Below are 20,105 nucleotides of genomic sequence, written 5' to 3' on the forward strand. Positions count from 1 at the left end.
CTGGCGTTGACCGTAACGGGAGGGTCCACTGGACGTGACACCACGGCACCAGTGGGCAGCGCAGGTCAGACGGAAGATCCGCTAGCAAGGGTTCCCCTGCCGCACGATTTGGAGGGCGTACCGTGCACCGCCGGCACAACGGGCTCAGGACCGCGGTCCTCCTCGGGGGACTGTCCGCGCTCATCATCGTCATCGGCAGCTTCTTCGGCCGTACGGGGCTCGTCATCGCCGTCGTCGTCGCGCTGGGCACCAACGCCTACGCGTACTGGAACAGCGACAAGCTGGCCCTGCGGGCGATGCGGGCGCGACCGGTGAGCGAGTTCGAGGCCCCCGGGCTGTACCGGATGGTCCGTGAACTGTCCACGCAGGCCCGTCAGCCCATGCCCCGCCTGTACATCTCGCCGACGGAGGCCCCCAATGCCTTCGCCACCGGCCGCAATCCGCGCAACGCGGCGGTGTGCTGCACGGAAGGCATCCTGCGCCTCCTCGACGCGCGGGAGCTGCGCGGCGTCATCGGCCACGAGCTCAGCCATGTCTACAACCGTGACATCCTGATCTCCTCGGTCGCCGGCGCCCTCGCCTCCGTGATCATGTTCCTGGTCAACTTCGCCTGGCTGATCCCGATCGGCCGCTCGGACGACGACGACGGCCCTGGCCTGCTCGGCATGCTCCTGATCCTGATCCTGGGCCCGCTGGCCGCGTCCCTCATCCAGCTGGCCATCAGCCGCTCCCGCGAGTACGAGGCGGACGCGTCCGGAGCTCAGCTCACCGGCGACCCCTTGGCCCTGGCCAGCGCCCTGCGCAAACTGGAACTGGGCACCAAGCAGCTTCCGCTGCCCCCTGAGCCGCGCATCGAGACGGCCAGCCACATGATGATCGCGAACCCGTTCCGCCCGGGGCAGGGGTTCGCGAAGATGTTCTCCACCCACCCGCCGATGGCGGAACGCATCGCCCGGCTCGAGAAGATGGCAGGCCACCTGTGAAGACCATCCTGAATCTCATCTGGCTCGTCTTCAGCGGCTTCTGGCTGTTCCTCGGCTACCTGGTGGCAGGCCTGCTGCTGTGCATCACGATCATCGGCATACCCTTCGGCGTGGCCGCGTTCCGCATCGGCGTCTACGCCCTGTGGCCCTTCGGATACACGACGGTCGAGCGCCGCGACGCCGGCGCCCCGTCCTTCATCGTCAACGTGCTGTGGCTGATCCTCGCGGGCTGGTGGCTGGCCCTCGGCCACATCGTCACGGGCTTCCTCCTGTGCGTCACGATCATCGGCATCCCGCTCGGCGTCGCCAACTTCAAGCTGATCCCGGTCTCGCTGTTCCCGCTGGGCCGCGAGATCGTCCGCACGGACCGGGCGTTCACGGACCGCTGGTGAGGTGAGGGGCGGCCCCTGCCGGGGGCGGGGCTGGACCTGCCGGGGCGGGCCTTGGACCGCAAGGGCGGGGGAGTTGTCCACAGCCGGCGGGTTGTCCACAGGCCCGCACACGTCTCGCGATCGCCGCGCATCATGAATGCACGGACGGGTCACCGCCCGCCCGGATCCGGATGATCACCCTGCCCTCGCCCCCGCACCTTCCGCACCCCGTACGCCACCACACCCGCACCGAGCACCGCCGCGCCCACGGCCACCGAGGTCCAGGGCAGGGAGAACGCCAGCGCCAGGCACCCGGCGACCCCCACCGCCGGCGCCACCCGGGCCGCCACACCCGGACGCAGTGTCCAGGCCGAGGCGTTCGCCACGGCGTAGTACGTCAGCACACCGAAGGAGGAGAACCCGACAGCACCCCGCACATCGACGGTGGCGGCCAGGACGGCGACGACACCGCCCACGGCCAGCGTCGCCCAGTGCGGTACGTGGAACCGCGGATGGACGGCGGCCAGCCGGCCCGGGAGATGCCGGTCCCGGGCCATGGCCAGCGTCGTCCGCGACACCCCGAGCAGCAGGGCGAGCAGCGACCCCAGCGCGGCGACCGCCGCACCCACCCGCACCACCGGCGCGAGCCCGGGCACCCCGGCCGCCCGCACCGCGTCGGCCAGCGGCGCGACGGACGCACCCAACGACTTGGCACCCAGCACGGAAAGGACAGCGACGGCGACACCCGCGTACGCGGCGAGTGCGATGCCCAGGGCCACCCGGACGGCCCGCGGGATCGTGCGCGCAGGATCCCGTACCTCCTCGCCGAGGGTCGCGATCCGCGCATACCCGGCGAACGCGAAGAACAGCAGACCGGCAGCCTGGAGCACCCCGCCGGCCCCGCCCGACGCGCCTTCGTCCAGCCGGCCCGGGCCGGCGTCACCGGACGTCAGGCACACGACCACCACGCAAGCGAGAACCGCCAGGACCACACCCACGATCGCCCGTGTCACCCACGCGGACTTCTGCACCCCGCCGTAGTCGACCGCCGTCACCAGCACCACGGCGGCGACGGCCACGGCGTGCGCCTGCCCCGGCCAGATGTACGCGCCGACGGTGAGCGCCATCGCCGCGCAGGACGCCGTCTTGCCGACGACGAAGGCCCACCCGGCCAGGTAGCCCCAGAACTCCCCGAGCCGCTCGCGGCCGTACACGTACGTGCCGCCCGAGGCCGGGTACAGGGCGGCGAGGCGGGCCGACGAACCGGCGTTGCAGTAGGCGACGACGGCGGCGAGGGCCAGCCCGAGGAGCAGCGCCGAACCGGCGGCCCGCGCGGCGGGCGCGAGCGCGGCGAAGATGCCCGCGCCGAGCATCGCGCCCAGGCCGACGACGACGGCGTCGCCCGTGCCGAGGGTGCGGCGCAGTCCGGAAGTGCCGGGACCGGCGGGGGCGTTCGTCATGGGCCGCACCCTACTGATCAACGGCAACCGGAAGGTGTACTCGTGACGTCCTTCATGGTGCAAAGGCCGGTGTGAAAGGGCAGGTACTCGGCATGACGATCATCAGCTGGATCATTCTCGGCCTGCTGGCCGGAGCCATCGCGAAGTTCCTGCTGCCCGGCCGCGACCCGGGCGGCCTCGTCGGCACGACCCTGATCGGCGTGGCCGGCGCGTTCATCGGCGGCTGGATCTCGTCCCGCTGGCTGGACCACCCGATCAGCAAGGACTTCTACGACGGCACCACGTGGGTGGCCGCGATCGGCGGTTCCCTGGTCCTGCTGATCGCGTACCGCATCCTGTTCGGCCACTCGCGCGACTGACGACGACGCGAGCGACGACTTACGCGACCGACGCGCAAAGGGTGGGCGCCCGAGCAGGCACCCACCCTTCCCCGTCTTCTGTTTCTCAGCGGTAGTTCACGAACTGCAGGGCGAAGTCGAAGTCCTTGCCCTTGAGCAGCGCGATGACGGCCTGGAGGTCGTCCCGGCTCTTGGAGCTGACGCGCAGCTCGTCGCCCTGCACCTGGGCCTTCACGCCCTTGGGGCCCTCGTCACGGATGATCTTCGCGACCTTCTTCGCGTTGTCCTGGGAGATGCCCTCCTGGATCGTCGCGAAGATCTTGTACTCCTTGCCCGAGAGCTGCGGCTCACCCGCGTCCAGGGCCTTCAGGGAGATGCCCCGCTTGATCAGCTTGGACTGGAAGACGTCGAGGACTGCCTTCACCCGGTCCTCGGAGTTCGCCTCCATGAGGATCTTCTCCCCGGACCATGAGATCGAGGCGCCCACGCCCTTGAAGTCGTAGCGCTGCGAGATCTCCTTGGCGGTCTGGTTGAGGGCGTTGTCGACCTCCTGCCGCTCGACCTTCGAGACGATGTCGAAACTGGAGTCGGCCATGTCCTGTGGCTCCTTGATTCGGGGTGCGTATCGGGCTGCGCACCGGTGCGTACCGGCGTACTAGGGGCGGCCACCGAGCCCGGCATCGGCCCCGGACCGCATCCGGACCAGCCTAGTCACCCCCCGGCCCCGGGGTGGCGATCAATCGGGTGGCGAAGCACCCCTGTCCATCGGGTATTGTTTACGTCGTTGCCAGCGAGCACCGCCGGAAGGCGGGGTTCAGTGCAGCAACCCCGGCGGTGTGCCCGAGCGGCCAAAGGGAGCAGACTGTAAATCTGCCGGCTCAGCCTTCCCAGGTTCGAATCCTGGCGCCGCCACACGACCGAAAGGGTCTGTGACCAGCAGCAATGCTGATCACAGACCCTTTCGTCGTTGACGGGCCCAGCGGTCCGGCGGCCCAGCCGCCGGATTCCGCCCGCCGCTCACCGGCCCCCTTCTTCGTGCAGCACCGCCTCCCGTACCGCCCGTGCGAGGTCCGCCGCGGTCTCCAGGCCCCTGCCAGAGTCGGCCGACAGGACCGTGCCGACGCTGCCCTTGTCTCCCCAGGTGCAGGCGTTGACCAGGCCGCCGCCCAGCGCCTGGTACGACAGGCACCTCATGGCGCCGCCGAGGCGGCCGGGGTCGGCGGAGACGGTCCCGTTCGTTGTCAGCCCCGTGCCGATCAGGCCCGACTCGAAGTCGCCGTGGAAGGATTCCACCGCGTCAGAGGTCATGTCGTGGAAGTCGCCGACCGCGCCGAACACCGTGACCAGGGCCAGGTTTTGGTCCTTCCGCCCGTACACGTACGCGAAGGGCCTGCCCCCGTCGCCCGCCAGGCTCTCGCCCATCAGGCTTTCCGTCAGCTGCTGGACCGGGGTGTCCTCCAGCCGCTCGTACCCCCGCAGGCGGTCCGGTGCCGCCACGGTGTAGCGCGGATAGTCGGCGTACTGCTGGTAGCCCCACACGGCCGAGCCCACCAGCGCCGCCAGGAACCCGGCGAGCACGACGCACGCCACTGCCGTTTCACGGCCTGACGGCGCCGGCACCGGCGGCAGTACGGGAAAGTCCGGGACATCACGGGGTTCAGCAGGGGGTTCAGCCCGGTGTTCGGTACCGGGCTCGGCGTGAGCGACGAACGGCCGGGTGCCGGCACGGTGACGTGCCCCGCGCAGCACACTCTGCAACAGAGTCGACGGGGCGACGGCGACGACGACCGCCATGCGCGCCCAGTCGTTCCACTGGAATGCGGGCACGGCCAGCAGTATCAGGCTGCACAGGGCCGCACGGATGACGAGCGTGTGCTGCGGGAAGCGGACCATCCAGCGCAGGGGCGCGCGGCCGGGGCCCGCGAGCGCGGCGAGGGTCTCGGCCAGCGTGGCCAGGCGGGCGTCGTCCGGTCGGCCCTCTGCGTGGGCGCGAGCCTGCGCGGCGGCCGCGGCCGGATCGCCGACGGCCGTGAGCACCAGACGTGCGTCGTGCATCTGCGTCCGCACGGGTGACGGCGGCTTCGGGCCCGACATCGTCTTGCCCGCCGCGATCTGCTCCACCCTCAGCGCCTGCGCGGAGCCGGGTGCCAGCTCACGCAGCCGCTCGGCGAGCTCGGGGCCGCGCCGAAACCTGGCCGGGCGGTCCATGTAGTCGCTGCGCAGACACAGTTCCGCGTACGCCGCGAGCAGTTCGACGTCATCGGGGAACGCCTGCAGGCCCTCCTGATAGGCGGCTTCGGCCCGATCGTCGTGATCGTCGTCGTCCTCGGCCGCGTGGGCCTGCCCCAGCACCAGGGAAAGACGAGCGTTGGGCCCGTCCGTCTTCAGCGCCTCCGTGGCCGTGCGCCGCGCCTGCGCCAACCGGCCTGCCTGCAAGTGGGCCTGTGCCGTGGCGTACGCGGACGGGATGTCGTGATCTGTGGCCTGCATGTTCCCCCCGTGCACATGCCGAACCGCCTTGAACAGTTCGGCAGGCAACTATCACCCCCGCCCCTCACTTCGTCAATCAGAAGTTGACCACGTCGGCAGGAGCAGAAGCAGGAACAGGAGCAGGGACAAGAACAGGAGCAGGGACAAGAACAGGGACAGAAGCAGAAACAGAAGCAGGCCGCACCGCACGGGCACACTGGACCCATGTCGTCCCGCCGTCGCCCCTGTCCTGAGTGCCGCCGAGAGATCGCCGTCGTCGCCGGGCGATACGCGCGGCACGATCCGCCCGGTGCTCGCGGCAGCGGGGAGCTGACCTCCTGTCCGGGGTCCCGTCGGCTCGCCCAACCGGGTCCTGAGCAGCCGTCGTTGGACGGTTACGTCGTCCCGCCGTTCCCCGGGCAGATGCCCCTGTTCTGACATCCCGGGGGCCCGAACGGGCCCCCTGCCCCGCTCAGTTCCCCGCGACCGCCCTCACCGCCACCGACACGGGTACGGAACCGCTGATCAGTTCCAGGGTCAGCCCCGCCGTCGCGGGTGTGTCGACCAGTTCCGCCAGGACGGCCGCCACGTCGTCCCGGGGGATCGAGCCGCGGCCCGTGCGGGCCTCCAGGCGGACCAGGCCCGTGCCCGGGTCGTCCGTGAGCTGACCCGGCCGCAGAATCGTCCAGTCCAGGGCGTCCTGACTCTGTACGTACGCGTCCGCCTCGCCCTTGGCGCGCAGGTAGACGTCGAAGACCTCGTCCCCCTGGTGCTCCGGGTCCGCGCCCATCGACGACACGATCACGAACCGGCGCACGCCCGCCCGCACGGCCGCGTCCGCGAACAGGATCGCCGCCGCCTTGTCCACCGTCTCCTTGCGCTCCACGCCGCTGCCAGGGCCCGCGCCCGCCGCGAACACCGCCGCGTCCGCGCCCTCCAGGGCCCGCGCGACCTCCTCCACGGAAGCCGACTCCAGGTCGAGCACGATCGGCTCCGCGCCCAGCTCCCGCAGGTCGTCCGCCTGTTCGGGTTTGCGGATGATGCCCGCCGCCTCGTCCCCGCGCGCGGCGAGCAACCGCTCCAGCCGCAGCGCGATCTGACCATGACCACCAGCGATGACAATGCGCATGCCTTCGACCGTACGTCGTCCCCGGCCCATCCGCCCTGCGACCGAGCCGCCCCTCGCAGCGCCGCGACCCATCCGGCCCCTACGCCGGCCCCCGCCCCTGCCGCGGCAGCCCGGGACCCGCGCCCGACGCCGCCGAGTCGCAGTACTCCCGCACCGCGCTCGTGCGGGCCACCACACGCCCCCCGTGCACCACGATCCGGCTGTACGCCAGGGACAGCGCGGCCGGCAGGCCGTCGCCCCGGACCGCCAGCAGGTCGGCGGGGAAACCGGCCTCCACCCGCACCTCCGGCAGCCCCATCGCCGCCCGCGCCCGCGCGCTCACCGCCGCGTACGCGTCCTCGGGGGACAGGCCCTGACAGGAGGCCAGCAGGTACGCCGCCTCCAGCGGGTCGCCCCGGCCCACCGGGTTCGACACGTCCCGCAGCGAGCCGCTGCCCGCCGCCCCCGTACGCCGCCGCGCGCAGCAGCCGTACCGGCGCCGCGTCCCGGCCGTCCGCCGCGCCGCAGCCGCCCTGGGGCAGGCACACCACCGTCACCCCGGCCGCCGCGAGCCGCTCCGCGGTACGGGCCGCTACATCGGCCGGAAGGGCGGACAGGCCCCCGCACGGCCCGAGCGTCACCCCGGGCCGCAGACCGCCCGCCATCGCCGCGAGCCGGGCCAGCCGGGCCGGGTCGGACGCGTCGGTGTGCAGATCGACCGGCAGCCCGTGCTCGGAGGCCGTCTCCAGCACCGCCTCCACATAGCCCGTGGGATCGGGGTCGAGGTCCGGGCAGCCGCCCACCACGGAGGTGCCCATCTTCACCGCGTCCCGCAGCACCGCGAGACCGTCCGCCCCGGCCAGCCCCGTCAGCACCCGGGGCATCGCCACCGTGGTCAGCTCGGCCAGCCCGCGCAGCGAACGCGCCGCCCGCAGCACGGCCCGCAGCGCGCCGAGCCCCGCCATGTCCCCCACGCGCACGTGCGCGCGCAGGGCCGTCGCCCCGTGCCCCAGCTGGAGCAGCGCCGCCTCCGTCGCCCGGCGCTGCACGTCCTGGGGGTTCTGGGAGACGGGGCCGGGGCCGTCGGCGGACAGGGCGGTGTCCGCGTGGGCGTGCGGATCGGCCGGGGCCGGCAGCAGCAGATAGCCGGTGAGGTCGAGCCGCGGGACGCACGCGCGCGTGGCGTCCGCCGTGAGGCTGCCCGCCGTGCCGACGGCCTCGATGCGCCCGCCGCCGAGCCGTACGTCCACGCTCCGGCCGTCGCTGAGGCGCGCGCCGCACAGGAGGAGCGGGGAAGGGTCGGCAGGGCCGGAACCGGAGGGCGAGGACCACGGCTGGGACGGTGGCTGCGGCCGGTTGTCGGGCATCGCGCTCCTGGGGCTCGGGCTGCGCACGAGGACGCACGTCACGCTGAGACAAGATCACGCAGAGTGAGTCGAGCCTAGGACGGCCCTCCGTCCCGCGCCGGGAGGAGCGCAATAGTCGTACCGGTGTGGCCCGTCCGCCCGGGAGGGGGACGGAGGCCGGAATCGGATTTGGGCGAACGGCGGCAGACCGTGTAATGTCTTCATCGCTCGCCCCAATAGCTCAGTCGGCAGAGCGTCTCCATGGTAAGGAGAAGGTCAACGGTTCGATTCCGTTTTGGGGCTCTGGTGTGAGAGGTTCCCGCCGCGAGGCGGGTCCCGATCGCATCAAAGCGGTGTAGCTCAGTCGGTAGAGCAAGCGGCTCATAATCGCTGTGTCACCGGTTCAAGTCCGGTCACCGCTACTGTCAGTAGCCGATTGCGGGGTCGGTCCTTCGATCGGCTACTCTTCTTGCGTTAATCAAGTCCATCCGTTCGTCAAGGAGCACTCACGTGGCTGCCACCGACGTCCGCCCGAAGATCACGCTGGCCTGCGTGGAGTGCAAGGAGCGGAACTACATCACCAAGAAGAACCGGCGTAACAACCCGGACCGTCTTGAGATGAAGAAGCACTGCCCGCGTTGCAATGCGCACACCGCGCACCGCGAGACGCGATAAAACAGGCTCGTACATGAGGCCGTCCCCCCACTCGGGGGGCGGCCTCGTGTCGTTTCCCCACCGACACCACACACCGTGAGACACGTCGGTCCTGGACCGACACAGGAGGTGCCGCGCGCATGGCGCTCGACCAGTCCTTCGTGGGGCGGACCTACCCGCCCACCGAGCCCTACGAGGTGGGCCGGGAGAAGATCCGCGAGTTCGCCGAGGCCGTGGGGGACGCCAACCCGGCGTACACGGACAGGGAGGCCGCCCAGGCGCTCGGCCACCCCGATGTGATCGCCCCGCCGACCTTCGTGTTCGCCATCACGTTCAAGGCCGCGGGCAAGGTCGTCGCCGACCCGCAGCTCGGCCTCGACTACAGCCGGGTGGTGCACGGCGACCAGAAGTTCGCCTACAACCGGCCCGTGCGCGCCGGTGACCGGCTGACCGTCACCTCCACCATCGAGACCGTCCGGACGATGGCGGGCAACGACATACTGGACATCCGCGGCGAGGTGCACGACCAGAACGGCGAGCACGTCGTGACCGCCTGGACCAAGCTGGTGGCCCGCGCGGCCGAGGAGGCGTGAACCACACCATGACGGCGAAGATCTCCTACGCCGACGTCGAGGTCGGCACCGAGCTGCCCGCGCAGACGTTCCCCGTGACGCGCGCCACCCTCGTCCGGTACGCGGGAGCCTCCGGCGACTTCAACCCCATCCACTGGAACGAGCGGTTCGCCAAGGAGGTCGGGCTGCCCGACGTCATCGCGCACGGCATGTTCACCATGGCCGAGGCGATCCGCGTCGTGACCGACTGGGCGGGCGACCCCGGCGCGGTCGTCGAGTACGGCGTCCGCTTCACCCGCCCGGTCGTCGTGCCCGACGACGACAAGGGCGCCGTCATCGAGGTCAGCGGCAAGGTCGCCGCCAAGCTCGACGACAACACCGTCCGCGTCGACCTCACCGCGACCAGCGCGGGCCAGAAGGTCCTCGGCGCCTCCCGCGCGGTCGTACGCCTCGCCTGAGCGGGAGCCGCGGCGGCGGGGGAGCGGGGGCGGCGGCGCCGTCTCGTAGTCTTGAGCCCGTGCAGGAACTCCACGACGCCCCCCTCGCTCCCCTGACCACCTTCCGGCTGGGCGGCCCCGCCACCCGGCTGGTCACCGCGACCACTGACGACGAGGTGATCGCCGCCGTCCGCGAGGCCGACGCCGCGGGCACCCCGCTGCTGGTCATCGGCGGCGGCTCCAACCTGGTCATCGGCGACAAGGGCTTCGACGGCACCGCGCTCGTCGTCGCCACCAAGGGCGTCACCCTCGACGGCACCGTCCTGGAGCTGGCCGCCGGCGAGGTGTGGACCGACGCCGTCGCCGCAGGCGTCGAGGCCGGACTCGCCGGCATCGAGTGCCTGGCCGGCATCCCCGGCTCCGCCGGCGCCACCCCCATCCAGAACGTGGGCGCGTACGGTCAGGAGGTCGCCTCGACGATCACCGAGGTCGTCGCCTACGACCGGCGCTCCGGCGAGACCGTCACCCTCTCCAACGAGGAGTGCGCGTTTTCCTACCGGCACAGCCGCTTCAAGGCCGACCCCGAGCGCTACGTCGTCCTGCGTGTCCGCTTCCGGCTGGAGGACGCCGGCGGGATGTCCGGGCCGGTCAGGTACGCCGAGACCGCCCGCGTGCTCGGCGTCGCGCCCGGCGAGCGGGTGCCGCTGGGCACCGCCCGGGACACGGTGCTGAAACTCCGCGCAGGCAAGGGCATGGTGCTGGACCCGGAGGACCACGACACCTGGTCGGCCGGCTCCTTCTTCACCAACCCGATTCTCGACGACGAGACGTTCGCCGCATTCCGTACGCGTGTGCGGGAGCGGTTGGGGGACGGCGTGGAGCCGCCCGCCTACCCCGCCGGGGAAGGGCTCACCAAGACCTCCGCGGCCTGGCTGATCGACAAGGCCGGCTTCACCAAGGGGTACGGCAGCGGGCCCGCCCGCATCTCCACCAAGCACACCCTCGCGCTCACCAACCGCGGCGAGGCCACCACGGAGGACCTGCTGACGCTGGCCCGCGAGGTCGTGACGGGCGTCCGCGAGGCGTTCGGGATCACCCTGGTGAACGAGCCGGTCATGGTGGGCGTCAGCTTGTAGCCGCAAACTCCGTTGCCGAGGGGCTCACCCGGCCGTGACCATGGGCCGGTGAGGCTCCCCGCATGCAGCTGAGACTGCTCCAGTACCGGCCCCGCACAGGGCCGCACGAACACCGTGTCGTCCAGCCGCACCGGCCGCTGCGTCACACGTCGCTGTTCGCCCCCGAGCCCATCGGCCTGCTCCTCGGCGACCACGACGGGCTGAACCGCCTCGCCGGCCTGTTCTCCTTCGCCGCGTACTCCCGCCGCACCGTCGTCCATGTGCCGCTGCGCGACACGGTGCCGCCCGACGAGGGCCAGGGGGAGCGTGTGGACCTCGTCCTGGCCCACCACTCCTACGGACTGCGCCCGAGCCGGTGGCCGCGGCTGCGCCGCGCGCTGGGACAGGGCACGTCCCTGACCGTGCGGACCGACGAGGCGCGTACGGGCCGTGACGCGTCCGCCTGGCGCGAGCGCGCCGCGCTGCCCGGCTGCCGTGACGAACTGCGGCACGCCCTGCACGCCCGCACCTTCTTCCTCTTCGGCAGCCGGGACGTCTTCGCCGAGGCGGCCATGTCCTTCGCCTACGCGGCCGGCTGGGGGCCGCGTCAGAAGGGCGTCACGCAGGGGCGGCTCGCGATGGTGTCGGCCCTTCCGGGCCTCGTCCAGCAGCCGGGCGGAGGACACCCGCACGAGATCCTGATCTGCTTCAAGCCGTATCCGCCCCTCACTCACTTCACCCCACCGGGGCGGTCAGCCAGGCGTCGACGTCCGACAGCAGCTTCTCCTTGACGTCCCCCGGCGCCGCCGAACCCCGGATGGACTGCCGGGCCAGCTCGGCGAGCTCCGCGTCCGTGAAGTCGTGGTGCTGCCGCGCGATCTCGTACTGCGCCGCCAGCCGGGAGCCGAACAGCAGTGGGTCGTCCGCGCCCAGCGCCATCGGCACGCCCGCGTCGAACAGTGTGCGCAGCGGCACGTCCTCCAGCTTGTCGTACACGCCGAGGGCGACGTTCGACGCCGGGCACACCTCGCAGGTCACGCCCCGGTCCGCGAGCCGCTTCATCAGCCGCGGGTCGTCCGCCGCCCGCACGCCGTGTCCGATGCGGTGCGCCTCCAGGTCGTCCAGGCAGTCCCGCACCGACGCGGGCCCCGCCAGCTCGCCGCCGTGCGGGGCCGACAGCAGGCCGCCGTCCCGGGCGATGGCGAACGCCCGGTCGAAGTCGCGGGCCATGCCGCGCCGCTCGTCGTTGGAGAGGCCGAAGCCGACGATCCCCCGGTCGGCGTAGCGCACGGCGAGGCGGGCCAGCGTACGGGCGTCCAGGGGGTGCTTCATCCGGTTGGCGGCCACCAGCACCCGCATCCCGAGCCCGGTCTCGCGGGACGCGGAGTCGACCGCGTCGAGAATGATCTCCAGCGCCGGGATCAGCCCGCCCAGCCGGGGCGCGTACGAGGTCGGGTCGACCTGGATCTCCAGCCAGCCGGAGCCGTCCCGGATGTCCTCCTCGGCCGCCTCCCGCACCAGGCGCTGGATGTCCTCGGGCGATCTGATGCACGAGCGTGCCGCGTCGTACAGGCGCTGGAAGCGGAACCAGCCGCGCTCGTCCGTGGCGCGCAGCCGGGGCGGTTCCCCGCCGGTCAGGGCGTCGGTCAGCGCCTCGGGGAGGCGCACCCCGTACTTGTCGGCCAGCTCCAGCAGGGTGGTGGGCCGCATCGACCCGGTGAAGTGCAGATGCAGATGGGCCTTCGGCAGCTCAGAGACATCACGTACACGCTCCATCCGCCGATCCTGCCGCACGCCAGGGCCGTCCCGGTAGCGCTTTCGCCGTTCGTGGTCTTGCTCGCACAGACGAACGGGGGCGCCCAGGACAGTCCTGGGCGCCCCCGGGGCGATGCGGAAGGACGTCAGTCCCGCGCCTCCGCCAGCAGCTTCTGGATACGGCTCACGCCCTCGACGAGGTCCTCGTCGCCCAGCGCGTAGGACAGCCGCAGGTAGCCCGGCGTGCCGAACGCCTCACCGGGGACCACCGCGACCTCGGCCTCCTCCAGGATCAGCGCGGCCAGCTCGACCGTGTTCTGCGGGCGCTTGCCGCGGATCTCCTTGCCGACCAGCGCCTTCACCGACGGGTAGGCGTAGAACGCGCCCTCCGGCTCCGGGCAGACCACGCCGTCGATCTCGTTGAGCATCCGCACGATGGTCTTGCGCCGGCGGTCGAACGCCTCACGCATCGTCGCGACCGCGTCCAGGTCCCCGGAGACGGCGGCGAGGGCGGCGGCCTGCGCGACGTTCGACACGTTCGACGTGGCGTGCGACTGCAGGTTGGTCGCGGCCTTCACGACGTCCTTCGGGCCGATGACCCACCCGACCCGCCAGCCGGTCATGGCGTACGTCTTGGCGACGCCGTTGACGACGATGCACTTGTCGGCCAGCTCCGGCACGACCACCGGCAGGGAGTGGAACTCGGCGTCCCCGTAGACCAGGTGCTCGTAGATCTCGTCCGTGAGGACCCACAGGCCCTTCTCGGCGGCCCAGCGGCCGATCTCCTCGATCTGCTCGCGGGTGTAGACGGCGCCGGTCGGGTTGGAGGGCGAGACGAACAGGAGAACCTTGGTGTTCTCCGTGCGGGCCGCCTCCAGCTGCTCCACGCCCACCCGGTAGCCGGTGGTCTCGTCGGCGACGACCTCCACCGGGACACCGCCCGCCAGCCGGATCGACTCGGGGTACGTCGTCCAGTACGGCGCCGGGACGATGACCTCGTCGCCCGGGTCGAGGATCGCGGCGAAGGCCTCGTAGATCGCCTGCTTGCCGCCGTTGGTGACCAGGATCTGGGCCGGGTCGACCTGGTAGCCGGAGTCGCGCAGCGTCTTGGCGGCGATCGCCTGCTTCAGCTCGGGCAGGCCGCCGGCCGGGGTGTACCGGTGGTACTTCGGGTTCTTGCAGGCCTCGATCGCGGCCTCGACGATGTAGTCCGGCGTCGGGAAGTCGGGTTCACCGGCGCCGAAGCCGATCACCGGTCGCCCGGCGGCCTTGAGGGCCTTGGCCTTGGCGTCCACGGCGAGGGTGGCGGACTCGGAGATCGCGCCGACTCGGGCGGAGACCCGGCGCTCGGTGGGAGGGGTTGCAGCGCTCATGGGGCCCATCGTTCCAGACACGAAACACACTCGGCACAGCGGTTTCACGGACTGAACAACACCGGGCAAAGGGTGGAACACCAGTCCGCATCACACGGTCGCGGGCGGTGTGGCCAGGACGATCACCGGCCTTTCGGTGGCCGGTGCGCCCCCTCCCAGGCACTTTCTGTTCGACGCCCGGCCCAGGAACACGTACACTCTCACCTCGTTGGCCTTCAGCGGTCCGCGCTCAGCCGGTGCACACCAAGCATCCGGCCGGATGCGGTACGTTGGGGGACGCACAAAGGGTCGTAGCTCAATTGGTAGAGCACTGGTCTCCAAAACCAGCGGTTGGGGGTTCAAGTCCCTCCGGCCCTGCTACACACACCTTCGCCAGGATGTGTGCGCATGTACGTACAGCAATGCACCGCCGTGCGGCTCAGACCGGGCGCGGCACGGCCACGACCCGGAATCAGGTGAGGACGAGTGACGGACGCCGTGGGCTCCATCGACATGCCTGATGCCCAGGAGCAGAAGCCCCGCAAGGGCGGCAAGCGTGCCAAGAAGGGCCCCCTGAAGCGTCTCGCGCTCTTCTACCGCCAGATCATCGCGGAACTCCGCAAGGTCGTCTGGCCGACGCGTAACCAGCTGACGTCGTACACGACCGCCGTCATCGTCTTCGTGGTCCTGATGATCGGCCTGGTGACCCTGATCGACTATGGCCTCAGCAACGCCGCCAAGTACGTCTTCGGCTGATCCCCGAGCGAAGAGCGCCGAGGTACCCGGCGCTCCTTTCGCATGTTCCACCCCTATGTATCCAGGAAGAAGCAGCCACCGTGTCTGACCCGAACGTGAACGACGCCGTCGAGCCTTACGGCGAAGGGGCCGAGTCCGCCGAGGACGCGCTCGCCGCCGTCGAGGGCGCGGACGTCGAGGACACCGAGGCCTCCGAGGCCGAGGCTGCCGACACCACCGACGCCGAGGCCGCGGACGACGAGTCCGCCGAGGCCTCCGAGGAAGAGGCCGAGGCCGAGCCGGAGGACGACCGCGACCCGGTCGAGAAGCTCCGCGAGGAACTGCGGTCCCTGCCCGGCGAGTGGTACGTCATCCACACCTACGCGGGCTACGAGAACCGCGTGAAGACCAACCTCGAGCAGCGCGCCGTCTCGCTCAACGTCGAGGACTACATCTTCCAGGCCGAGGTGCCGCAGGAAGAGGTCGTCCAGATCAAGAACGGCGACCGCAAGACGATCAAGCAGAACAAGCTCCCGGGCTACGTCCTGGTCCGCATGGACCTGACGAACGAGTCCTGGGGCGTCGTCCGCAACACCCCGGGTGTCACCGGCTTTGTGGGCAACGCCTACGACCCGTACCCGCTGACGCTGGACGAGATCGTCAAGATGCTCGCCCCGGAGGCCGAGGAGAAGGCCGCCCGCGAGGCCGCCGAGGCCGAGGGCAAGCCGGCTCCGCAGCGCAAGGTCGAGGTCCAGGTGCTGGACTTCGAGGTCGGCGACTCGGTCACCGTCACCGACGGCCCGTTCGCCACGCTGCAGGCGACCATCAACGAGATCAACCCCGACTCCAAGAAGGTCAAGGGTCTGGTGGAGATCTTCGGCCGCGAGACGCCGGTCGAGCTCTCCTTCGACCAGATCCAGAAGAACTAGCCTTCTGGACCGGCTGATTCACAGCTTCCGCGCAGGTCAGGCGAACGCTCGCGCGTTTGTCTGACCTGCTCGGTTTTTGGCCGCGCATCCATACCCGTTATCGTTGTGCGGTATGCCTGCGTCCTGGAGGTTTCCGGGACCCGGGCAGGACCCGAATTCGAAAGGACCCGGAGAGCCATGCCTCCCAAGAAGAAGAAGGTCACGGGGCTCATCAAGCTCCAGATCCAGGCCGGTGCCGCGAACCCGGCCCCGCCGGTCGGCCCCGCGCTGGGTCAGCACGGCGTGAACATCATGGAGTTCTGCAAGGCCTACAACGCCGCGACCGAGTCGCAGCGCGGTTGGGTCATCCCGGTGGAGATCACGGTCTACGAGGACCGTTCCTTCACCTTCATCACGAAGACCCCGCCGGCCGCGAAGATGATCCTCAAGGCCGCGGGCGTGGAGAAGGGCTCCGGCGAGCCGCACAAGACCAAGGTCGCGAAGATCACCCGCGAGCAGGTCCGTGAGATCGCCACCACCAAGATGCCCGACCTCAACGCCAACGACCTGGACGCCGCCGAGAAGATCATCGCCGGCACCGCCCGTTCCATGGGCGTGACGGTCGAGGGCTGACCTCCACCCCCCGTAAGCCAACGCAGTAGTGGCAGGGCCTGCTCGGCCCGGACCACGACTCCTCGAACGCACAGGAGCTTTCAGTGAGCAAGCGCAGCAAGTCTCTCCGCGCTGCGGACGCCAAGATCGACCGGGAGAAGCTGTACGCCCCGCTCGAGGCTGTCCGTCTCGCCAAGGAGACGTCCACGACCAAGTTCGACGGCACCGTCGAGGTCGCCTTCCGTCTGGGTGTCGACCCGCGCAAGGCCGACCAGATGGTCCGTGGCACCGTGAACCTCCCGCACGGCACCGGTAAGACCGCCCGGGTCCTGGTCTTCGCGACCGGTGACCGTGCCGAGGCCGCGCGTGCCGCGGGCGCCGACATCGTCGGCGCCGACGAGCTGATCGACGAGGTGTCGAAGGGCCGTCTGGACTTCGACGCCGTCGTCGCCACCCCGGACCTGATGGGCAAGGTCGGCCGCCTCGGCCGCGTGCTCGGTCCCCGTGGTCTGATGCCGAACCCGAAGACCGGCACCGTGACCCCGGACGTCGCCAAGGCTGTCAACGACATCAAGGGCGGCAAGATCGAGTTCCGTGTCGACAAGCACGCGAACCTGCACTTCATCATCGGCAAGACGTCGTTCGACGACACCAAGCTGGTGGAGAACTACGGAGCGGCCCTGGAGGAGATCCTCCGTCTGAAGCCGTCCGCCGCCAAGGGCCGCTACATCAAGAAGGCCGCCCTCAGCACCACGATGGGCCCGGGCATCCCGCTCGACCCGAACCGCACCCGCAACCTCCTCGTCGAGGAGGACCCGGCCGCCGTCTGAGCCGGGTGATCCGGCCGACGGGCCGGCTCCGCGCGTACGCGTCGAAGAACCCGTCCTCACGCCCCTCGGGGCGCGGGGGCGGGTTTTTTCGTACGCCTGTGTCGGTGGGGTCGGCTACGGTTCACAGGAATCACACAAGGAGCGCGAGAGACACAGGGGTGGGGATCTGATGGTCATGGCCGCATGGAAGCGCGCGGGTGTCTGTCTGACGGCCGCGGCGGTCGTCATGGGCCTCGCGGGATGCCAGGACGGCGACGGCGGGGCCGACAAGGGCGGCAAGAAGGCCGGCGCCTCCTCCGGGGCGCAGTCGCGGACCGAGGCCGCCGAGGTGCTCCAGGCCGCGTTCAAGAAGACCTCGGAGGCGAAGTCGTCCAAGATCCGGATGACCGTCGAGACCTCCGGGGCGGCCGCGGAGGCCGGCACCGTGGAGATGTCCGGGGTCCAGGGGTGGGACCCGGCGGTCATGGACGTCACGATGAAGGGCGGCGCGTTCGCCGTCGGCGGCGCCGGAGGGCCCGGGCAGATACGCATGATCATGCTCGACGGCGTCGTGTACATGGACCTGGGCGAAGAGCAGGCCGCACGCATGGACGGCAAGCGCTGGATGAAGATGGACTTCAAGGCCGTCGCCGACGCGTCCGGCGACCCGGAGGTCCGCAAGCAGGTGACCGGCGGCCTGGAGAACATGAACCAGGACCCGGCGCAGCAGCTCGCCCTGCTGCTGGAGTCGCCGAGCCTGAAGCACGTGGGCCCCGAGAAGGTCGACGGCGTGGAGGCGCAGCACTACAAGGGCACGCTCAGCTTCGAGGAGATGGTCGACGCCAACACGTCCTTCGACCTGCTCTCGAAGAAGGAGCGGGACGAGCTCGTCGCCATGGCCGAGAAGTCGGGGATGAAGGGCTACGACACCGAGATCTGGGTCAACGAGGACGACCTCCCGGTCAAGATGGTCGTCGGCATGACGATGGCCCAGGGATCGATGACGATGACCTCGCACTTCTCGGACTACGGCGCCAAGGCCGACGTCCAGGCCCCGCCGGCCGGCGACACCGTCGACTTCATGGAGCTGCTGAAGGAGCTGGAGTCGCTGGGCGCGGGCTCGGCGGCCTGACAGGTCCCGGCGAGGCTCTCCGGCACGCACCACGCGCGCGCCGGAGAGCCCCCGATCGGCCGATTTGCCTGACGGCGACGCGGTCACGTACTCTTCCGAGGAAGCCAAAGACCGCTGGTCGTTGCCGTGCGCTCGTAAGAGGGTGCGGTGGCCGAAGGATCCGCTGAACTGCGGACGACCCGCGCAGGTGACAGTGGAAGAGTTCCCGGAGGGCCGCCGCCGCGAGGCGCGGAGATCCGGTTGAGCTTCGCCCCGTGCGCCTGCGCCCGGGGCGTTTCGTTTTCCCCAGTCCTCCTTCGGGTCCGCGCGGTCCGAATCACCCGGAAGGAGGCCGAGGCTCTATGGCGAGGCCCGACAAGGCTGCCGCGGTTGCCGAGCTGACGGACAAGTTCCGCAGCTCCAACGCCGCCGTGCTGACCGAGTACCGCGGTCTCACCGTGGCGCAGCTCAAGACGCTGCGTCGTTCGCTCGGTGAGAACGCCCAGTACGCCGTGGTGAAGAACACGCTGACCAAGATTGCGGCCAACGAGGCCGGGATCACGCTGGACGACCAGCTCTTCGCTGGCCCGACGGCGGTCGCCTTCGTCACCGGTGACCCGGTGGAGTCGGCGAAGGGTCTTCGTGACTTCGCCAAGGACAACCCGAATCTCGTCATCAAGGGCGGTGTCCTTGACGGCAAGGCGATGTCCGCCGACGAGATCAAGAAGCTCGCGGACCTCGAGTCCCGCGAGGTGCTGCTCTCCAAGCTGGCCGGTGCCTTCAAGGCGAAGCAGTCCCAGGCTGCCTCCGTCTTCCAGGCGCTGCCGTCGAAGCTCGTCCGCACCGTGGACGCGCTCCGTGCCAAGCAGGACGAGCAGGGCGGTGCCGAGTAATTCGGCTCGCTTTCCGGCCCTCACCGCATGAGGTGAGGACCGATGCGGGCCCGAGTAACGCCCGCCTCACCCAGTACACCCGGCACCTGCCGATTTAGTGGAAGGACCGCCATCATGGCGAAGCTCACCCAGGACGAGCTGCTGGCCCAGTTCGAGGAGATGACCCTGATCGAGCTCTCCGAGTTCGTGAAGGCCTTCGAGGAGAAGTTCGACGTCACCGCCGCCGCGGCCGCCCCGGTCGTCGTCGCCGGTGGTGCCGGTGCCGGCGCCGCCGCCGAGCAGGCCGAGGAGAAGGACGAGTTCGACGTCGTCCTCACCGGCGCCGGCGACAAGAAGATCCAGGTCATCAAGGTCGTGCGCGAGCTGACCTCCCTGGGTCTGAAGGAGGCCAAGGACCTCGTCGACGGCACCCCGAAGCCGGTCCTCGAGAAGGTCAACAAGGAAGCCGCCGACAAGGCCAAGGAGGCCCTCGAGGGCGCCGGCGCCTCCGTCGAGGTCAAGTAAGACCTTCCGGGTCCGCAGGGATCCGTCACGCGCCTGAGAAGGCGTGTAACGCTCATGTGCCGAGGAGCGATCATCCATCCGGGTGGTCGCTCTTCGGCGTATCGGGGGGTCGGCGGTGACGGCCTTGCACCCGGGACGGCGGGGGGTATGGTGATCTTCGTTGTGCCTCCGAGGGGCCGCGGAGATGAGCCGGACGGCTGCGGTTCGGGCAAGGGGGGCCCTTGACGAACCGCACGCAGCGCGCAATTCTCAGGACGCGTCGTCACAAGGATCCAAATCCGAGGCATGGATCGACGGCAAAGAGGGCAGTATCACCGTGCGTTGAGGGCAGCGCCTTGCCGCAGGAGTTGATGACAACGAGGGCCTCCAACCGGTCTCGTACACCGCACTGGACATCAGTGTGCCAAGTGGCTACACTGACCCTTTGCGCTGCCTGTTAGCTGTCCCCTGCCCGTCACCAGGGGCATGCCCTCACTCGAGCATGGACGACCGGATCATTTCCGACCTGGAATGTCCGTCTCTGCGCCCAGTGGGGGGCCGGTACGCGCGTAGTGAGTCCGAGCCCTCGGAAGG

Annotated in this window: 22 protein-coding genes, 4 tRNA genes and 1 pseudogene; 20 read left to right on the top strand and 7 right to left on the bottom strand. The window is 70.3% G+C overall.

The annotated features are described in order from the left end of the window. Positions 1–122 precede the first annotated feature (122 nt). Positions 123–983 (top strand): zinc metalloprotease HtpX, encoded by an 861-nt coding sequence (gene htpX / locus AY578_RS19415; protein ID WP_019525254.1) that lies wholly within the window; start codon positions 123–125, stop codon positions 981–983. Further along, on the top strand, positions 980–1,375 hold the full coding sequence (locus AY578_RS19420) for a YccF domain-containing protein (RefSeq protein WP_019525253.1): 396 nt from the start codon (positions 980–982) through the stop codon (positions 1,373–1,375). Before htpX ends, AY578_RS19420 begins: the two co-directional genes overlap by 4 nt. Before the next feature lie 149 nt (positions 1,376–1,524). Here the strand turns inward: AY578_RS19420 and AY578_RS19425 are convergent, their stop codons facing one another. Then, positions 1,525–2,814 (bottom strand): APC family permease, encoded by a 1,290-nt coding sequence (locus tag AY578_RS19425; protein ID WP_136238169.1) that lies wholly within the window; start codon positions 2,812–2,814, stop codon positions 1,525–1,527. A gap of 92 nt (positions 2,815–2,906) precedes the next feature. Here AY578_RS19425 and AY578_RS19430 point away from each other — a divergent pair, with 92 nt between their 5' ends. After that, positions 2,907–3,173 (top strand): GlsB/YeaQ/YmgE family stress response membrane protein, encoded by a 267-nt coding sequence (locus tag AY578_RS19430; RefSeq protein ID WP_026243884.1) that lies wholly within the window; start codon positions 2,907–2,909, stop codon positions 3,171–3,173. Between the two features lie 85 nt (positions 3,174–3,258). Here AY578_RS19430 and AY578_RS19435 read toward each other — a convergent pair whose 3' ends face one another. Beyond that, positions 3,259–3,747, bottom strand: a complete 489-nt coding sequence (locus AY578_RS19435; protein WP_019525250.1) for a YajQ family cyclic di-GMP-binding protein — start codon at positions 3,745–3,747, stop codon at positions 3,259–3,261. Between the two features lie 235 nt (positions 3,748–3,982). Between AY578_RS19435 and AY578_RS19440 the strand changes: the two genes are divergently transcribed. Further along, positions 3,983–4,064 (top strand) — tRNA-Tyr (locus tag AY578_RS19440). Between the two features lie 105 nt (positions 4,065–4,169). On the opposite strand, the gene AY578_RS19445 is transcribed toward AY578_RS19440, so the two are convergent. Beyond that, positions 4,170–5,642, bottom strand: coding sequence for a tetratricopeptide repeat protein (locus AY578_RS19445; RefSeq protein WP_136238170.1), 1,473 nt, complete (start codon positions 5,640–5,642; stop codon positions 4,170–4,172). Between the two features lie 204 nt (positions 5,643–5,846). On the opposite strand from AY578_RS19445, the gene AY578_RS19450 reads away from it, so the two are divergent. After that, entirely contained in the window at positions 5,847–6,059 is a 213-nt protein-coding gene (locus AY578_RS19450) for a hypothetical protein (protein WP_078504592.1), read from the top strand. A 34-nt stretch (positions 6,060–6,093) separates the two neighbouring features. On the opposite strand, the gene AY578_RS19455 is transcribed toward AY578_RS19450, so the two are convergent. Both AY578_RS19455 and AY578_RS19460 read right to left on the bottom strand, forming a co-directional pair. Next, positions 6,094–6,750, bottom strand: a complete 657-nt coding sequence (locus tag AY578_RS19455; RefSeq protein ID WP_028960062.1) for an NAD(P)H-binding protein — start codon at positions 6,748–6,750, stop codon at positions 6,094–6,096. A 79-nt stretch (positions 6,751–6,829) separates the two neighbouring features. Further along, positions 6,830–8,096: pseudogene (locus AY578_RS19460) on the bottom strand (amidohydrolase family protein). A gap of 209 nt (positions 8,097–8,305) precedes the next feature. Here AY578_RS19460 and AY578_RS19465 point away from each other — a divergent pair. The 7 genes from AY578_RS19465 to AY578_RS19495 all read left to right on the top strand — a co-directional run bounded on the left by AY578_RS19465 (position 8,306) and on the right by AY578_RS19495 (position 11,644). After that, a tRNA-Thr gene (locus AY578_RS19465) sits at positions 8,306–8,378 on the top strand. A 46-nt stretch (positions 8,379–8,424) separates the two neighbouring features. Continuing rightward, positions 8,425–8,497 (top strand) — tRNA-Met (locus tag AY578_RS19470). 88 nt (positions 8,498–8,585) lie between these two features. Further along, the gene (gene rpmG / locus AY578_RS19475) at positions 8,586–8,750 is read left to right on the top strand and encodes a 50S ribosomal protein L33 (RefSeq protein WP_003948671.1); all 165 of its coding nucleotides are present in this window, start codon (positions 8,586–8,588) and stop codon (positions 8,748–8,750) included. A 119-nt stretch (positions 8,751–8,869) separates the two neighbouring features. After that, positions 8,870–9,322, top strand: coding sequence for a MaoC family dehydratase N-terminal domain-containing protein (locus AY578_RS19480; protein ID WP_028960064.1), 453 nt, complete (start codon positions 8,870–8,872; stop codon positions 9,320–9,322). 8 nt (positions 9,323–9,330) lie between these two features. After that, entirely contained in the window at positions 9,331–9,759 is a 429-nt protein-coding gene (locus AY578_RS19485; protein ID WP_028960065.1) for a MaoC family dehydratase, read from the top strand. A 59-nt stretch (positions 9,760–9,818) separates the two neighbouring features. Then, complete coding sequence (locus tag AY578_RS19490; RefSeq protein WP_019525228.1) at positions 9,819–10,874, top strand: UDP-N-acetylmuramate dehydrogenase; 1,056 nt, start codon at positions 9,819–9,821, stop codon at positions 10,872–10,874. A gap of 62 nt (positions 10,875–10,936) precedes the next feature. Continuing rightward, a complete protein-coding gene (locus AY578_RS19495; protein WP_136238172.1) occupies positions 10,937–11,644 on the top strand; it encodes a hypothetical protein in 708 nt (235 codons plus the stop codon). On the opposite strand, the gene AY578_RS19500 is transcribed toward AY578_RS19495, so the two are convergent. Continuing rightward, entirely contained in the window at positions 11,589–12,629 is a 1,041-nt protein-coding gene (locus AY578_RS19500; RefSeq protein ID WP_019525226.1) for an adenosine deaminase, read from the bottom strand. The genes AY578_RS19495 and AY578_RS19500 overlap by 56 nt on opposite strands. 125 nt (positions 12,630–12,754) lie before the next feature. Then, positions 12,755–13,981 (bottom strand): pyridoxal phosphate-dependent aminotransferase, encoded by a 1,227-nt coding sequence (locus tag AY578_RS19505; RefSeq protein ID WP_019525225.1) that lies wholly within the window; start codon positions 13,979–13,981, stop codon positions 12,755–12,757. Positions 13,982–14,265: 284 nt separating this feature from the next. Between AY578_RS19505 and AY578_RS19510 the strand changes: the two genes are divergently transcribed. From AY578_RS19510 to rplL, 8 genes are all read left to right on the top strand, one after another. After that, a tRNA-Trp gene (locus AY578_RS19510) sits at positions 14,266–14,338 on the top strand. A 108-nt stretch (positions 14,339–14,446) separates the two neighbouring features. Further along, positions 14,447–14,716, top strand: coding sequence for a preprotein translocase subunit SecE (secE, locus tag AY578_RS19515; protein WP_006130607.1), 270 nt, complete (start codon positions 14,447–14,449; stop codon positions 14,714–14,716). An 80-nt stretch (positions 14,717–14,796) separates the two neighbouring features. Next, positions 14,797–15,624, top strand: coding sequence for a transcription termination/antitermination protein NusG (gene nusG / locus AY578_RS19520; RefSeq protein ID WP_028960067.1), 828 nt, complete (start codon positions 14,797–14,799; stop codon positions 15,622–15,624). Between the two features lie 177 nt (positions 15,625–15,801). After that, positions 15,802–16,236, top strand: coding sequence for a 50S ribosomal protein L11 (gene rplK, locus AY578_RS19525; RefSeq protein ID WP_019525223.1), 435 nt, complete (start codon positions 15,802–15,804; stop codon positions 16,234–16,236). A gap of 83 nt (positions 16,237–16,319) precedes the next feature. Further along, positions 16,320–17,045, top strand: coding sequence for a 50S ribosomal protein L1 (rplA, locus tag AY578_RS19530; RefSeq protein ID WP_019525222.1), 726 nt, complete (start codon positions 16,320–16,322; stop codon positions 17,043–17,045). 169 nt (positions 17,046–17,214) lie between these two features. Continuing rightward, the gene (locus tag AY578_RS19535) at positions 17,215–18,156 is read left to right on the top strand and encodes an SCO4651 family lipoprotein (RefSeq protein WP_019525221.1); all 942 of its coding nucleotides are present in this window, start codon (positions 17,215–17,217) and stop codon (positions 18,154–18,156) included. A 341-nt stretch (positions 18,157–18,497) separates the two neighbouring features. Further along, positions 18,498–19,028 carry a 50S ribosomal protein L10 gene (gene rplJ / locus AY578_RS19540; protein ID WP_019525220.1) on the top strand — a complete coding sequence of 177 codons (531 nt, stop codon included), beginning with the start codon at positions 18,498–18,500 and terminating at the stop codon, positions 19,026–19,028. Positions 19,029–19,142: 114 nt separating this feature from the next. Then, positions 19,143–19,532, top strand: a complete 390-nt coding sequence (gene rplL, locus AY578_RS19545; RefSeq protein ID WP_019525219.1) for a 50S ribosomal protein L7/L12 — start codon at positions 19,143–19,145, stop codon at positions 19,530–19,532. Positions 19,533–20,105: the final 573 nt, after the last annotated feature.

Origin of the sequence: Streptomyces thermocarboxydus (genome assembly GCF_024760485.1) — a bacterium.
Taxonomy (GTDB): domain Bacteria; phylum Actinomycetota; class Actinomycetes; order Streptomycetales; family Streptomycetaceae; genus Streptomyces; species Streptomyces cellulosae.

Excerpts from the sequence above, each read along its gene's own strand:
- AY578_RS19425 (WP_136238169.1), bottom strand. The coding sequence starts at position 2,814 with ATGACGAACGCCCCCGCCGGTCCCGGCACTTCCGGACTGCGCCGCACC.
- AY578_RS19430 (WP_026243884.1), top strand. The coding sequence starts at position 2,907 with ATGACGATCATCAGCTGGATCATTCTCGGCCTGCTGGCCGGAGCCATC.
- AY578_RS19435 (WP_019525250.1), bottom strand. The coding sequence starts at position 3,747 with ATGGCCGACTCCAGTTTCGACATCGTCTCGAAGGTCGAGCGGCAGGAG.
- AY578_RS19445 (WP_136238170.1), bottom strand. The coding sequence starts at position 5,642 with ATGCAGGCCACAGATCACGACATCCCGTCCGCGTACGCCACGGCACAG.
- AY578_RS19450 (WP_078504592.1), top strand. The coding sequence starts at position 5,847 with ATGTCGTCCCGCCGTCGCCCCTGTCCTGAGTGCCGCCGAGAGATCGCC.
- AY578_RS19455 (WP_028960062.1), bottom strand. The coding sequence starts at position 6,750 with ATGCGCATTGTCATCGCTGGTGGTCATGGTCAGATCGCGCTGCGGCTG.
- AY578_RS19480 (WP_028960064.1), top strand. The coding sequence starts at position 8,870 with ATGGCGCTCGACCAGTCCTTCGTGGGGCGGACCTACCCGCCCACCGAG.
- AY578_RS19485 (WP_028960065.1), top strand. The coding sequence starts at position 9,331 with ATGACGGCGAAGATCTCCTACGCCGACGTCGAGGTCGGCACCGAGCTG.
- AY578_RS19495 (WP_136238172.1), top strand. The coding sequence starts at position 10,937 with ATGCAGCTGAGACTGCTCCAGTACCGGCCCCGCACAGGGCCGCACGAA.
- AY578_RS19500 (WP_019525226.1), bottom strand. The coding sequence starts at position 12,629 with ATGGAGCGTGTACGTGATGTCTCTGAGCTGCCGAAGGCCCATCTGCAT.
- AY578_RS19505 (WP_019525225.1), bottom strand. The coding sequence starts at position 13,981 with ATGAGCGCTGCAACCCCTCCCACCGAGCGCCGGGTCTCCGCCCGAGTC.
- rplK (WP_019525223.1), top strand. The coding sequence starts at position 15,802 with ATGCCTCCCAAGAAGAAGAAGGTCACGGGGCTCATCAAGCTCCAGATC.
- AY578_RS19535 (WP_019525221.1), top strand. The coding sequence starts at position 17,215 with ATGGTCATGGCCGCATGGAAGCGCGCGGGTGTCTGTCTGACGGCCGCG.
- rplJ (WP_019525220.1), top strand. The coding sequence starts at position 18,498 with ATGGCGAGGCCCGACAAGGCTGCCGCGGTTGCCGAGCTGACGGACAAG.
- rplL (WP_019525219.1), top strand. The coding sequence starts at position 19,143 with ATGGCGAAGCTCACCCAGGACGAGCTGCTGGCCCAGTTCGAGGAGATG.